A 15,725-nucleotide genomic window follows, 5' to 3' on the forward strand; every position below is an offset into this window, starting at 1 on the left:
TTTTTTTAAGTATAATAACATCATAAAAGACTTAGAGGTTACTAGAGCTAATCAAGTTTGGGTTAGTGATATAACTTATATTAGAACAGTAAAAGGTTTTTGTTACTTAGCCTTAATAACTGATATGCATTCCAGGAAAATCGCTGGTTACGACCTTAGTGACAGCCTAGAATTAAAAGGCTGTGTAAGAGCTTTGAACAAAGCCATTTATCAAGCTAAAAACATTAAACAACTTATTCATCATTCAGACAGAGGAATACAATATTGTAGCAATGTATATACACAAATACTTAAAAGAAAAAAGATAAATATTAGTATGACTGAAGAAAATCATTGTTACGAAAATGCTATGGCAGAACGCATAAATGGAATTCTAAAAGATGAGTTTTATCCCGACCAAACCTTTGATAACAAAGCTCACGCAAAGAGAGCTGCAAAAAATGCAATTAATTTATACAACGAAATAAGATTACACTTATCTTTAGGTTATAAAACACCGAATATGGTATATAAATTATCAGCTTAAAAATAAATTTTAACCTGTAGCCATATTTCAGGACGAGACAGCTAAAAAATGAGGAACTTTAAAATAAAAATCGGAATTATAATCTTTTGTGCTCTATTTGCGAATCTCGCATTTGGTCAAAAAGACTCGTCAAAAACTGATTGGAATGAATTAATTGTTGGTAAATGGGTTAACAAAATAAACCGCACATTAGACGGAAAAGAATACACTGGATTAAAATGTCGAGATACGATTCAATATTTATCCAACGGAAAGTATATTTTTAATCAATGCGTTTGGAACGAAACTGGAAAATGGAAATTCTCTGACAAGAAAGATTTAATGATTCATTATGACATTGATAATGAATATTGGAAAAAGGAATTAGGAACAGATGACTTGGGAGAAAGTAACGCAGAAATTATCTCATTATCTAAATCGGAATTAGTTACAGTACTGTTTGATGAGGAAAAAGGTGAAGTGCACCAATTTTATATTCGACTGGAATAAAAGCCTACACACAACAAAGTACTGTGATAAAAAAAACAAGTAAAAACTCATTAATTTTTCAATAAAGCACTTCTGTAATTATTATCATAAGTTAGTCCTGATTTTGTTATTGTAAAAGCTTGTTTTAATAGCTTTGTATATGCTGCTATCAGTACTAACTTTTTGCAATTCCATTTGAGGACTATTACTAGATAAAATCTATTATATCTACAGGCAATAAAATGCCCTAATTAAGTAATAATTCAGGTCAATTTTGCCACAACACCACATTTAGACATAAACACCTGTAAAACAACAATTTATTCAATATTTTAAAAGAGGTTATAGCGTGGTTATAGCATGGTTATAACGTAATTATAGAATAGTTATAGCACCATTAAAATATAAGAATAACTAGTCAATAAAGACTAACACTAATAAACAACATAATAATTTAAGCGCATAACATTAAGGATTGCATATTTGATTGACCAACTTCTTGCCGACTTACTAATAGTCCTCTATTACTTTCTATCTTTGATTTTTTTGCTAAATTCAGTGCTTAAACACATAAAGAAATCACACACAAAACCTTATGAACAATTTAAGCTTACCAACTAAAGCTGAACAAACCTTAAAGAATTAGAATTTTTATTTGTCCATTAGAAATTATTTTGAGTTGTTAAAATCAATCAAAAAACGTGCACGAAAAATAAGACATTGAAACAACTTTAAACGAAAAGAATAAAACCAAGCCACAAAATATGAATCTAAAAAAATCTTAATAAATTGAATCTAGGACTTCCAGAAACTTCGACACCTGAAGGAAGCTATGTTACTGTGAATATTCGATAAAATATTGCATACATTACTGATATTAAATAAAGAATATCGTTATCAAGTTAGATAAGGAAACGAAATTACAACAGAACGAGACTATATAACAATGGAATTATGTGACCTAAATATTTTGCCTCAAGTAAAAAGCACTTTACATAGACTGTGTGGCACAAATACCTATCGTAAAACACAATAAAACTTATTTATTGCCACCTTACACTTTCCATAATGCGTTTGATATCTTTTTGCAAGTAATTTGCTGCTGGTAATATCGAGTCATAATTAGGTTTTGCATAAAAATAAAGCGATCCTGTTAAAAAATGATTGATACTATCTGTTATATAAAATTGTGATTGTGATGCTGCATTACCTCCTACTTCATAAAACATTCCGTAGACTTTATTTTCTGGATTTTCCCAAACAACCTCCTCTATGACATCAGCTTTTTTAGTATGCTCTTGTGTAAAGTTTTGTGCATTTTTAAGGTATTTAATCAATCGTTCTTGACCATCAATAGCTTTATAAGTCAGGTAAATGGTTCCTTTTAATTTTTTATACTCGATGTTTAAACCAAAACTTGTTACATTATCTTGTAAGTTTTTAAACTTGATGGTATCACTTAAGGTATTTCTGTCAAAAGTAAATGGTAAACTCTTATTGTAACTAGTATATTCTGCCTTAGGGTACTCTAAGCGTAAATAGCCTTTTGGCTTTGGTAATGGATCATTACCACAACTAGTTAATGTAACAAAAATTAATAAGAATAGAATTATGTTTTTCATAGATAAGACCAAGCAACTTAATGTAGCTTTATATTTTTATGGTAATGTTATTTTAACTCTCTTGATGCGTTTTTTATCTAAAGCTTCAATAGTAAACATGTAGTTTTCAAAATTTATTTTACTGTTTCTTTTAGGAAAACCACCAGAATTTTCTAGAATAAAACCAGCTATTGTTTCAGCTTCACCTTTATTATCCTCAAAAACAGTATCGTCTTCAAGTTTTATAATTTTATAAAAGTCTTTCAAAGCTGTTTTTCCTTCAAAAACATAGTTTTTATCATCCAATTTGGAATAAATTAAATCCTCATCGTCAAACTCGTCACTAATATCTCCAACAATTTCTTCAATAATATCCTCTAAAGACACTAATCCAGAGGTTCCTCCATACTCGTCAACCACCATAGCTAAATGCACTTTTTTCTCTTGGAACTCTGCCATCAAATCATCCAATTTTTTATTTTCTGGAACAAAAAACGGTTCTCTTAATAAAGCTGTCCAGTCAAAGTTTTTCTGATCTATGTACGGTAATAAGTCTTTGACGTACAGCACACCTATTATGGTGTCCATATTTTCTTTATAAACAGGTATTCTAGAATAACCATTACTTATTATATCTGGTATAATTTGGTCATAAGGCTGTTCTACGTTTAAAGCAAATACATCAATACGTGGTTGCATGACTTGTTTTGTATCTGTATTACCAAAGCTAACAATACCTTGTAGTATTTTTTGTTCTTCTTTAGTAGTATCATACTCGCTTGTTAACTCTAGGGCTTGTGATAATTGGTCTACGCTAATATTTGACTTTTGTTTTCCTAACCTATTATGTATGCCTAAGGTTATACTTCTCATGGGTAAACTTAAAGGAGCAAACAATACATCTAACACGCGTAATGGATAAGCCATAAAAGTTGAAAACTTTAAGTTATTACGACTAGCATATATTTTGGGTAAAATTTCGCCAAAAAGCAATATTAAAAAGGTTACTACAACCACTTCTAGTATAAATTTAGCTACTGGTGAAGTAATATTAGCAAACATATAATTACCTAAAAAGGCAAACAATATTACTATACCAATATTTATAAAGTTATTTGCAACTAAAATGGTGGCTAATAGTTTTTTGGGACGAGCTAATAATTTAGATAATATTTGTATTTGTTTGTTATCCTGTAGGTTTTCGTCTTCTAAATCTGATTTTGTTAACGAAAACAATGCTACTTCTGCTCCAGATATCATTGCAGAACAAATTAATAATACTATTAAAAGTACAAATCCAAATATAATATTTAGGTTATCTGTTTGAATAAATGCTAAAAAACTCGTGGGTTCTGGGTCCATAATTAATTATTAAAACGGAAGATCGTCGTCACTGGAAGCAGGTTTTGGCGATGCGTTTTGTGTATTTTGTTGGGTTTGCTGTGTTGTATTAGGTTGTGGTGCTGCTTCTGGATCACGTTTTGTACTTAAAAACGTAAAATCGGATACTTGTATTTCTGTACTATAACGGTCATTACCTGACTCGTCCTGCCATTTTCTGGTTTTTATACGTCCTTCAACATATACTTTATCTCCTTTGGTAAGGTATTTTTCACACACCTCTGCACCTTTATTGCGGACAACTATATTATGCCATTCTGTATTAGTAACACGCTGATTGGTTTGTTTGCTAACATAAGTCTCGTTAGTAGCTAACGGAAAACGTCCAACACAGCCACCTCCTTCAAAATAGTGCATTTTAACTTCATCTCCCAAATGCCCAATTAGCATTACTTTATTTAATGTTCCTGACATAAATTAATTGTTTTACTGATACAAAATTACAGCTTTACACGTCAATGTAAATAAATTTAAGAAAAAATAACCAAGTCAGACCTGTTAAGGTTTTAAAAATTAAATTTTTCTATAAAATTACCTATTAATATAGGAACAGGATAATTTGTTATTTCATCAAACAATATACCTGACTCCAAATCGTCATTTAAATTAACAATCCAAAACTTAGTATATAAATGTTGATGCGATAGTTTATGAATAATTGCCTTATCATTATATAATGACAACGTTATATTATGACCTTTAAATAAATCAAGATTTTTAACCTGTGACTCTATTATAGTATGTGATGCGCTTTTATCTGTTTCAATTAACGGAAATTGATATAAGTTTTGCCAAATACCACTTCCTGTACGCTGTTCTAAAATTGTTTTATTGTCTTTGGACAAGGCTACAATAAAATTAAAATACTTTTTTTTAACCTTTACAGTTTTCAGCTTGACTGGTAAATCACTTATTATATTTTTTTGAAGTGCTACACATATAGTATTAAAAGGACAACTATTACAATCTGGATTTTTGGGTTTGCACAATCTTGCACCAAACTCCATTATAGCCTGATTAAAAGTTGCAGGTTGTTTAGGATCTATTAGTTGTTGTGCTAAAGTTTTAAATTCTTTAAAACCTTTACTTGTATTAATAGGTGTATCAATTCCGTAAATTCTAGACAATGCTCTGTATACATTTCCATCCACAACAGCAGTAACTTGATTAAAACAAATAGATGCTATTGCGCTAGCTGTATAATCACCTACACCTTTTAATTTTATAATTTGATCAAAGGTATCAGGGAATTTTCCATCCAATTCTTTAACAATATATTTGGCTGAACCATGTAAATTTCGTGCTCTAGAGTAATATCCTAGTCCTTGCCATAATTTTAACACTTCTTGTTCTTTGGCATTAGCTAAGTCAAAAACAGTAGGAAAAGTAGCGGTAAAACTATCATAATAAGGACGACCTTGTACGACTTGTGTTTGTTGTAAAATGATTTCGGAAAGCCAAATAAAATAAGGGTTTGTGGTGTTTCGCCAAGGCAAATCTCGTTTATTATCTGTATACCAATTAATTAGTTGTTTAGAAATGTTCATTAAGTAGAAAAAAGTAAGAAAAGCAAAAGTAAAGTTTATCGCATTAAATTTTAATGAATTAGGTTTGAAATATTGAATATTAAATGACTATATTTGCCAACCCTTAGAAAAATTAATAACGCAAACAAGAAAAGAAAATGACTAAAGCTGATTTAGTAACAAAGATTTCTGAAAAATTAGGAATAGAAAAAGGAGATGTTCAGGCAACTGTAGAGACTTTCATGGAAGAAGTTAAAACATCTTTAGAAGGTGGTGATAATGTATACCTTAGAGGTTTTGGTAGCTTTATCATTAAAACAAGAGCAGAAAAGACAGGAAGAAATATTTCAAAAAATACGACTATCAAGATTCCTGCTCATAACATACCAGCGTTTAAACCTGCAAAAGTATTTGTAGAGGGTGTAAAAACTAACGTAGACGTAAAGTAAATTTATTATTATAAACGAATTATTAATTTAAAAACATTAACCCTATGCCAAGTGGTAAGAAACGTAAAAGACACAAGGTTGCAACGCATAAGCGTAAAAAACGTAGACGCGCTAATCGTCACAAAAAGAAAAAATAATTCAGAAAAGTAGTTTTTTAACTACTTTTTTGGTTTATTAGAAGTATCGTTCTTTGAAAACAGAGTTTATCTATAATTCGTATAACCTTGCGTAATTATTAAACTCAACCGGATTTAAAAATCCTGTGAAATATTATGACTAATTTTAAGTTATAATATAATGTATAATCCATCTATACTATAAAGTATGGATAAAAATTAACCTAAATGGATAAAGAATTAATTATTAGATCTAGTCCAGATGCTGTTGATTTTGCCTTATTAAAAGATGGAAAATTAATTGAATTACATAAAGAAGAAGATGGGAACAACTTTTCAGTTGGTGATGTGTTTATCGCCAAAATAAGAAAAGCTGTTCCTGGCTTAAATGCTGCATTTGTTAATGTAGGTTATGAAAAAGATGCTTTTTTGCATTATCATGATTTAGGACCAAAAATATCTTCAGTTTTAAAATTCACAAAAAGTGTAAGCACAGGTAAACTAAAAGATTTTTCTTTAAAAAATTACCCATTTGAAAAAGATATTGATAAAGGCGGAAAAATTAATGACGTCTTAAAATCAAATCAGTCTATTTTAGTACAAATAGTAAAAGAACCTATATCTACAAAAGGCCCAAGAATTAGCTCAGAGCTATCTATTGCTGGTAGATATATTGTTTTAGTACCTTTTTCTGACCGTATTTCTATTTCTCAAAAAATAGAAAGTAAAGAAGAAAAAGAGCGTTTAAAACGATTAGTGAGAAGTATTACTCCTCAAGGTTTTGGAGTTATTGTACGTACAGTAGCAGAAGGCAAAAAAGTAGCCGAACTAGACAAAGATTTACAAAATTTGCTAAGTCGCTGGACTGCAATGTGTAAAAAATTACATAAAGCGCACCATCCTACCAAGGTATTAGGCGAATTAAATAAAGCCTCTTCAATGTTAAGAGATATATTTAATGACACTTTTACTGGGATTCACGTAGATGATGAAGCGTTACATGTACAGGTAAAAGATTATGTGCAAAAAATTGCACCAAAAAAAGAATCAATTGTAAAATTACATCAGTCTAATGTTCCGATTTTTGAAAAATTTGGGATTGAAAGACAAATTAAAACTGCATTTGGAAAAACAGTGTCTATGGCTAAAGGTGCTTACCTTGTTATAGAACATACCGAAGCACTTCACGTTATTGATGTAAACAGTGGTAATAGATCAAATAAATCAAACTCACAAGAAGACACCGCTCTAGAAGTCAACCTTATATCTGCAACAGAAGTTGCTAGACAATTAAGACTTAGAGACATGGGTGGAATAATTGTAGTGGACTTTATTGATTTAAATACTGCTGAACACAGAAAAAAACTATTTAATCATCTTCGTGACGAAATGAAAGATGATCGTGCCAAACACAAAATACTACCTCCTAGTAAGTTTGGATTGATTCAAATTACACGTCAAAGAGTAAGACCAGAAATGAATATTAAAACCAGAGAGGAAAATCCTAACAGTTTTAATGGAGAAGAAGTCGAAGCGCCAATTAATATTGTGCCTAAAATAACTCATGACTTAGAACAATTATTAAAAAAAGACTATAAGAAGGTGACCTTAAACACACATCCTTTTATAGCAGCCTTTTTAACCAAAGGTTTTCCATCTATACGTTCAAAATGGTTTGTTGAACACAAAAAATGGGTAAAAATACAACCAAGAGATGCTTACACATACCTTGAATATCATTTTTTTGACAAAAATGGTAAACAAATTAAATAATAAAAAAAGCCTACTATATAATAGTTAGGCTTTTTTTTATGCCTAAAAAACTAGTTTTAAACATCAAATTAAACTATTTAAGCTACTTTAAATTATTTTTGAACGATAGATAGACAATTGAATTTAAGTGATATTAAATTTAATTTAAAGAATACTAAAAATAAAATAGCCTTACAATTTGTAAGGCTATTTTTTTGGTTTTTGGTTTGGTTGTTAAATCTATAATTTATTGTTGTTCTGGTCCTCCACTAACTATAGTAAACTCAGATCTACGGTTTAATTGGTGCTCTTCTTCTGTACATTTAGATTTACAATCCACTAAATGTTCTGTCTCTCCTTTTCCATCACCACTTATTCTACTTTGATCAATTCCTTTTGATACAACATAAGCTACAGTAGACTTAGCTCTTCTATCTGATAAACTTAAATTGTAACTATCCTTACCTCTACTATCTGTATGAGAAGTAGCATAAATTACCATTTCTGGATACTTAGTCATCACTAAAACTAACTTGTCTAATTCTAAAGCTCCCTGAGGTGTGATATCAGATTTATCAAATTCAAAATAAATTGGATCTAACACCACTTTATCAGCTATAATAATTTTCTTGATAGGTGTTAAGTCTACACTTACATTTTGTTTTTCATCTCTAGTACCGCTAACTGTAACAGAATTATCTTCAAATTCAGGTTTAGTAATTTTAAGAGTAGTCTCTATCTCACAATCAGTAGTAAATGTAGCAACACCTGCTGCATTTGTTGTTTGTGTAGCTAAAACAGAACCTGTAGAATCATATAAAGTTACTGTAGAATTTGGTAAAACCTCTCCTGTTTCAGCGTTTTCAACTGTAACGATCATATCAACTTGACATAAAGGCTTAATTTCTTTGATAGCATAAATATCATCACTTCCTTTACCTCCTTCACGATTAGAAGAAACGTAACCATTTTTATCTTCATCTATAGTAAAAGCAAAATCGTCTGCTTTACTATTTATTGGAGCTCCAATATTCTTCACAACAGTATTACCTGAATATTCAGTATAAAAAACATCTAAATTACCTAAACCTAAATGACCATTAGAAGAGAAATAAAAATACTCATCGTCTCCAGCATATGGGAACATTTCTTGACCTGAAGTATTAATTTTATCACCTAAATTTTCAGGTTCGCCAAGCATACCATCAGATTGAATGGTTGCTTTGTAAATATCATATTTACCAAAACCACCTGGTTTGTCAGAAGCAAAATATAATGTTTTACCATCCTTACTAACAGAAGGGTTTTTAACAGAATAACTATTTGTATTAATGTTTAATGACTGAACATTAGTCCAAGAATCACCATCTTTAGTAGCTTTAAACAACTGTAAAACACTAATTTTTGTATTATCATCCTCTAGCTTTTCATACATATTCTCAAAAAAACTTTCTCTAGAAAAATATAACGTATTACCATCAGGTGTAACAGAAACAACACCTTCATGGTGTTTTGTATTTATCTTACCTGAAATTAAATTTGCTTCAGAAAAACTACCATCTTCAGACTTGTTTAATTGATAAATATCCAAATATGGTTGATCATTCCAACCGTAATTACGTCTAGAGTCATTTCTAGAAGATGTAATATAAAGAACTCCATTTTTAAAAGTACCTCCAAAATCTGAAGCTGCAGTATTAATATCTAAATTTTTAGCTGTAAATTTTTCTTCCGTTTTTAAAATATCATCTAAATAATTAGGATTAGCATTGTAGGCAACTGCCTTATCATTGCTAGGATACATAGAGGCAAACTTTTTCATCTGTGTATTTGAAGCATCATATTTACCGTTAGCTTTTAGCATTTCAGAATACTTGTAAAGCATTTCTGGTTCTGAAGCTCCTGTTTCCAATGCTTTTGCATACCATTTCTCGGCTTCAACAGTATTAAAAGTGTTATAGTTTGCTTCGGCTAATTGAGAGTACACATAAGCGTTTCCTTCACCTTTTTCTACTAAATTATTGTAGCCCTTTATTGCATCTACAAATTCTAATTTTTGAAAATATTTATCGGCTTTTTTGGTCGCATCACTTTGAGCAAACACACAAGTGCTGCTTAATAAGATAGCGCATATAAATAGTTGTATTTTTTTCATTGTCTTGGTTAACTTAATGGATTAGAAATAACGTGGTGAACGTGATACTTTTCTTGGTAAATTAATATCAAAATTGATAAAAATCTCATGTGAAGAATTGGTTACAACATCTAATTGTGATTGGATACTGTCATAAGCATAACCTATTCTTAAATTTGGTGCAACTAAAAAGTTAATCATACCACTAAAAGAATCATCTAAACGGTAACCTGCTCCTACTTCTACAACATCATACATAAACAGGTTTAAATTGACATCAAAACTTACTGGTGCATCAAAAGCAACTTTAGCTAAAGCGTGTGGCTTTAGCTTAAAGTTTTCTGATAAATCAAATACGTATCCTGCTGCTCCAAAAAAGTGTTGTGTTTCTGATCCTATTTTGTAACCATTAGCATCTAAATGTACCGAACTTAATATGTTTGGCATAGAGGCTGAAATGTAATACTTACTTGGCTTATAAAAATATAATCCTGCTCCAATATTTGGTGTCGTCTCATTTATATTCTCTGAGAAAAATGGATCGTCTGGATCTGTAAGTTCTAATCCTGTTAATCCAATATCATGAAAGGTTGCTCCTGCTTTTAATCCAAAAGCCAATTTAGTTGTGTTTCCTACTGGTATTGTGTACGAGAAATCTACATAAGCATTGGTTTCTTGTACAGGTCCAACTTCATCACTAATTAAAGAGAAACCTAATCCTACATTGCTTCCTACTGGAGAATGTATAGCTAGAGTACCTGTTGTTGGTGCACCTTCTAAACCAACCCATTGACTTCTGTAAAGTGCACCTATTGATACACTTTCTGTAGAGCCTGCATAGGCTGGGTTTACCACATTCATGTTATACATATACTGTGTATATTGTGGGTCTTGTTGGGCTTGTACACCTATAAACACTAGGAATACAATATATACTATTTTTTTCATCTGTTGTTTTTTTGTTTTCTAGTTAGTTTATCTGTTTAAATATACCCATGCGGCTTTTGTTTTGGTACCTTGGTACTTCATAACATAGTAATATGTTCCTACTGGTAGCATATCTCCACTGTCAGATTGTCCTTCCCATTGGTTTGTATAATTGGTTTTAGAGTATACTTTACGTCCATTACGATTAAAAATCTCTAAACTTTGAACATCAAAACTACTTAAATCAAAAGCATCATTATACCCATCATTATTTGGTGAAATACCTTGAGGTATAATACAAGTTTCTAATAATAAATTAAAACTAGTATTAGTTGAAGCACAACCAGAATTAGATCCTACTGCATCAACATCCTCAACTCTGACAAAAACAGTAGTACCATGAGTAGCTGTATACTCAGAAATTATAGCATCGACACCTAATTGTGCATCAGATAAAGTTTCATGATAAGTAACAATAAATTCAGCTGGATCTTGTGCTCCCAAAATTGTTTCTGTTTGGCTTTCTAAATCAAAAACACCACTACCTGAACCGTTATCACAAACCTCTAAATCAGAAGCTTGATTTGCTGTTGAACTATCTAAGAAATTAATTGTTGTTATTAATGATGATGTAAAATCATCACAAATTCCACCTCCAACAATAACCATGTACTGCCCAGATTCTGTTGCTTCAAATGTCGGTCCTGTAACTCCATCTTGGTAAATATTATTTACATACCAATCATAACTATCTACAGCATAAGCAGTTTCTGCTGTTAAAGTAACAGATGTATATCCACATAAATTAATATCATCGCTATAACCTTCTGCTGCAGTAGCACCTTGCTCAATTGCAATACCATCATAATCTAATGCAACGTCGCAAACAACATCACAATTAGTTCCATCTAAAGGACCTGATTCTTGAGTAAAAACATAGGTACCAGACTCTTGAGAATAGTTGGTTATTAATATAATATAAGTTGAGTTAGCTGGCACATTAGATAATGTGATTGTTTCAGTTGCTGTAGCAGAAAAACTACAGTCTGCAATACTTGAAGGCAATAATTCAAAACATCCAGAGTCTTGCCCTGTAAATGGTCCCCAAACTAAAAAGTCTATATCTAAACCTGTTCCACTAGCATTTGTTTGTGCTAATTGGAAAACATAATCTCCTGGATCATCAAATTGAATTGTATTCCATTGTGGATCTGGTTGACTTCCTAAACAATCGTAATCAATATAAGGTGGAGCAACTTGATCTCCTACTATACTAGGATAGAAAATTGTAGGATCAGCACATATTGGCAATGCATCTGTACAATAAGTTGGCACACCCAATGTTTGAATACATAGGTCAAAAGTTATTGTAGTTGCTGTTGTTCCTGCAGAAAACACTCTAATATAATAAGTATTACCAACGGTTAAAGATGGCGTCAAACTGTTATCATCTGTTGTACAGTAAAGTTCTGTTAAATTGTTACAATCTGTACCCTCGTAGACTGCATGATCAACATTAAACCCTCCAACAACATTTTGAATTTGAATGATTTGTTGGTCACCTAAAGCAGTAAATTCATACCAAACGTCATCATCTGTACTAGTAGAACAGGACCCACTTGGCACACCAGAATCTGTAGCTTCTAACAAAGTACCAGCATTAACTATTGTACAAGTTTCATCTGCATTTACTGAGGCGACTGTCGCATTACATGGATTGTCGTTTACTGGAGGACAAGCTGCGAGTGAAATTAAATCACTATTAATTATACAGTTAGCGTCTTGCTCATTTGAAACTGTAAACTGAACATCAACATTAAATGGATAAGGTCCAAATTGCTGAACACCTGTTGTAGTAACACTAACAGGAGTCGTACCTTGATTATCCTCAATTAATAAAGACGTTGCATCACCTAATGAAGTGATGTCAACATCAACTAAAAATTGATCCCCATTATCACAATCGTCAACCACAACAAAAGTTGCTGTTGGATTGATACATGTAGCACATGTAACTGTTAAGTTTACAGAAGTATATCCACTACTTTGACAACTAACACTTCCATCAGATTCTATTGCAAATGAAATTGTATCTCCTGTAGATTGAAAGGTTAATCCTCCAATTTGACCTGCATTACCATAAGGTGTAACCGCATTTAAATTAGTAATTCCATCAGAATCTAATACAACAACTTCATCAAAATTATTTTCAACTTGACCTGCATTAATAGTTAAGTTTAAAGGTGTTCCATCTGTAGAAGAAAATGTAAACACATTTGTATCACTACTATCATAACAATAATCAATTGTTTGAGGTCCATCTGTAGCACAATCAAAAGTGAAGTTAAATTGAAGTAATGTTGAAAAATTAAATGGTCCAGCCCAAGTACTTGTATCAGTACCACAAATAGACTGAACGTAAACCTCATAATCTGTTGCTGGATTTAATCCTGTTTCTGAAACTGTTGTAGTTGTAACAGTTGTTCCTGAAGTTGGGACACCAGTTCCAGCAGGTTGTAGTACATAATTCCATTCTGTTTCAGAACCACTTGGTGTCCAAGAAATATCTGCTGATGTTTCTGTAATAGATGTTACTGTAATAGCAGTTGGAGCAATACAAAATGTCCCGCAAGCTTCAACACGTACTTGATCAATAGCCATATCACTTTCCCAGGTATCACCTGTTCCAACATAGCTAATTTCAATATATATAACTTGCCCTAAATAGGCATCTAAATTTACACCAATTGGCACCCAAGCTTCATCTGCTGTAGATTGATAATCACCTGTCCAAATATATTCAGAGGTAAAAGGTCCAGTTTGTGAAGTGCTTACACCAATATTTAATGTTCCCATATCACCACCAAAAGCATGCATGTAGAATGACAACTCTGCTCCATCCAATGCTGAAGATAAATCTATTGCAGGTGTAATTGCAGAGGCTACATTTGTTGTATTACCAGAACCTTCATATTCTAAATGGGTTCCTGGATTGCCGTCCCATGTAATGTCTGGTCCTGTTGAAGATGAATTAGCACTTTCTGTAGTGATATCCCAATCTCCATTAGTATCTGTAAATGCAGTACCTGTCCATCCTGATGGCACGTAATTAGTATCATTACCAAAATCTTCAGTAAATATAAATGTGGAGCTACCTGTAGCACAAGCTACTCCTACAGGAGCTGGAGGAGGTGTATTTAGTGTTGTAAAGTTAACAGGTCCAACCCAAGCACTATATCCATCTACTCCGCAATTAGATCTAACGTATACTTCATAAGCAGTACTTGGCGTTAAGTTTATTACAGAATAAGGATTATTAACTGTAGTAACTACTCCATCTGTTGTAGGTTCTCCTGTTCCAGCAGTTTGTACCCAAACTTGCCATTCTGTTTCTGTTCCACCAGCACCCCAAGTGATGTCCGCAGTTGTATCTCCTGTTGCTATTGCTACTATAGATAAAGGGTCTGAACAAGAAGGCACAGATCTTACTTGAAAATTATCTACAAAAACATCATTGTCGGTTGGGTCATCAATAACACCTTCTGATGCTCTTATACTAAACTGAGCAGTTGCTCCTGAATATGTCGATAAATTTTCAACCACATGCATGCCAGCAGACGTAAATACTGTTGAAGCGTCAAATGATTGTAATACAGTCCAAGTCGTACCAGAATCTGTTGTTATCATTAACTCAACAATATCATCAGACCCTAGAGTGCCTGCTGTAGTAGTACTTCCAAATGTCATTACTCCTAAATCAAATTCAACTTGAAAAGGGCCTCCTGTTAAATCAAATTCTGGAGTTAATAACCAATCACTTTTTGATGCTACCCAAAGATTAATTTTATAGGCGCCAGTAGTACCATTATTTAAATACCCATCAGTAGTCCATGATGATGTACCAATATCAGTAGGTCCTGTTGTTGCATCTCCACTATCTGCCACTTCCCAACAATTAGCCGGAATTGTAGTAAAATCTTGTAAATAATCTGGAGTAAATATATCACAATCTGTAGTAAATGAAATTGGACCTGACCATACACTAAAATCACCAGAGCAGTCTGATCTCACATAGACTTCATAATCTGTTGCTGGACTTAATGTATTGTCACTGTAAGGTGTGTTAGTGGTTGTCCCTGTGCCTGAACCTGTTGGCACTCCTGTTCCAGAAGGCTGCACAACAATTTCCCAAGCAGTTTCTGTACCACCAGCTGTCCATGATAAATCAACTGATGTCGCAGTTAAATCATCAACAGTTAATGCTGAAGGATTAGGGCATGTTGCATTATATACAACAACATTATCTACTAACCAATACCAAGCCCAACTACTTGCATCATCATATATAAACCTTACTTGCATTGCTGCATTAGCATAAGCAGTAATATCTATATGTTGCTGATCAGGACTACTAAAACCTCCTGCACTTGCAGTTTGAGTTAATACAGCAACCCAAGCGGTTCCGTCCCAAACTTCAACAGTTCCGGTGTCAGAACCAATATTTCTGAAGTATTGATCAAAATCTAGAAATAATGTTGTAGCTGCTGAAGCATCAAACACAGGTGTTGTTAGAGTCTCTTGTAAAAGTGTTCCGCTACCTGCTGCATCACTATCAACTAGAGCTGCATTGGTGCCATCTAGACTACTTGTACCTTGTTGACCTGAGGTCCATGAATCACCTGTCGCATCTCCTGCATCAGTTATTGTCCATGAAGCAGGTATTGAAGTATCAAAGCTTTCTTGTAAATAAATTTGTGAGTTAGCTTGCCACCCAACTAATAGGAATAGCAACGCTAAAAAGAACGTAGTTTTTTTCATTATTTTG

11 protein-coding genes are annotated in these 15,725 nt (G+C 32.4%); 4 read left to right on the top strand and 7 right to left on the bottom strand.

The features are described from left to right. On the top strand, positions 1-526 hold a 526-nt coding region (locus ITB9_RS10095; protein WP_148638427.1), incomplete at its 5' end, for an IS3 family transposase. 48 nt (positions 527-574) lie between these two features. Beyond that, a complete protein-coding gene (locus tag ITB9_RS10100; protein WP_054852126.1) occupies positions 575-1,015 on the top strand; it encodes a hypothetical protein in 441 nt (146 codons plus the stop codon). Positions 1,016-2,037: 1,022 nt separating this feature from the next. Here the strand turns inward: ITB9_RS10100 and gldD are convergent. The 4 genes from gldD to mutY all read right to left on the bottom strand — a co-directional run bounded on the left by gldD (position 2,038) and on the right by mutY (position 5,543). Then, the gene (gene gldD, locus ITB9_RS10105; RefSeq protein ID WP_054852127.1) at positions 2,038-2,616 is read right to left on the bottom strand and encodes a gliding motility lipoprotein GldD; all 579 of its coding nucleotides are present in this window, start codon (positions 2,614-2,616) and stop codon (positions 2,038-2,040) included. A 36-nt stretch (positions 2,617-2,652) separates the two neighbouring features. After that, positions 2,653-3,957: a gliding motility-associated protein GldE gene (locus ITB9_RS10110; RefSeq protein ID WP_054852128.1), complete on the bottom strand. Its 1,305-nt coding sequence runs from the start codon at positions 3,955-3,957 to the stop codon at positions 2,653-2,655. Positions 3,958-3,966: 9 nt separating this feature from the next. Beyond that, positions 3,967-4,410: a single-stranded DNA-binding protein gene (locus ITB9_RS10115; protein WP_054852129.1), complete on the bottom strand. Its 444-nt coding sequence runs from the start codon at positions 4,408-4,410 to the stop codon at positions 3,967-3,969. 92 nt (positions 4,411-4,502) lie between these two features. Next, the gene (gene mutY, locus ITB9_RS10120) at positions 4,503-5,543 is read right to left on the bottom strand and encodes an A/G-specific adenine glycosylase (protein WP_054852130.1); all 1,041 of its coding nucleotides are present in this window, start codon (positions 5,541-5,543) and stop codon (positions 4,503-4,505) included. Between the two features lie 137 nt (positions 5,544-5,680). Here mutY and ITB9_RS10125 point away from each other — a divergent pair, with 137 nt between their 5' ends. Further along, positions 5,681-5,971, top strand: coding sequence for an HU family DNA-binding protein (locus ITB9_RS10125; protein ID WP_028283181.1), 291 nt, complete (start codon positions 5,681-5,683; stop codon positions 5,969-5,971). 344 nt (positions 5,972-6,315) lie between these two features. Then, complete coding sequence (locus ITB9_RS10130) at positions 6,316-7,860, top strand: Rne/Rng family ribonuclease (RefSeq protein WP_028290716.1); 1,545 nt, start codon at positions 6,316-6,318, stop codon at positions 7,858-7,860. A gap of 226 nt (positions 7,861-8,086) precedes the next feature. Here the strand turns inward: ITB9_RS10130 and ITB9_RS10135 are convergent, their stop codons facing one another. From ITB9_RS10135 to ITB9_RS10145, 3 genes are read right to left on the bottom strand one after another with little or no spacing between them, the layout of a single operon-like run. Next, a complete protein-coding gene (locus tag ITB9_RS10135) occupies positions 8,087-9,994 on the bottom strand; it encodes an OmpA family protein (protein ID WP_054852131.1) in 1,908 nt (635 codons plus the stop codon). Positions 9,995-10,015: 21 nt separating this feature from the next. Continuing rightward, complete coding sequence (locus ITB9_RS10140; RefSeq protein WP_054852132.1) at positions 10,016-10,921, bottom strand: type IX secretion system membrane protein PorP/SprF; 906 nt, start codon at positions 10,919-10,921, stop codon at positions 10,016-10,018. A 27-nt stretch (positions 10,922-10,948) separates the two neighbouring features. Next, positions 10,949-15,718: a gliding motility-associated C-terminal domain-containing protein gene (locus ITB9_RS10145; RefSeq protein ID WP_054852133.1), complete on the bottom strand. Its 4,770-nt coding sequence runs from the start codon at positions 15,716-15,718 to the stop codon at positions 10,949-10,951. Between the last annotated feature and the right edge of the window lie 7 nt (positions 15,719-15,725).

It is taken from the genome of Olleya sp. ITB9 (assembly GCF_001315805.1).
Lineage (GTDB): Bacteria > Bacteroidota > Bacteroidia > Flavobacteriales > Flavobacteriaceae > Olleya > Olleya sediminilitoris.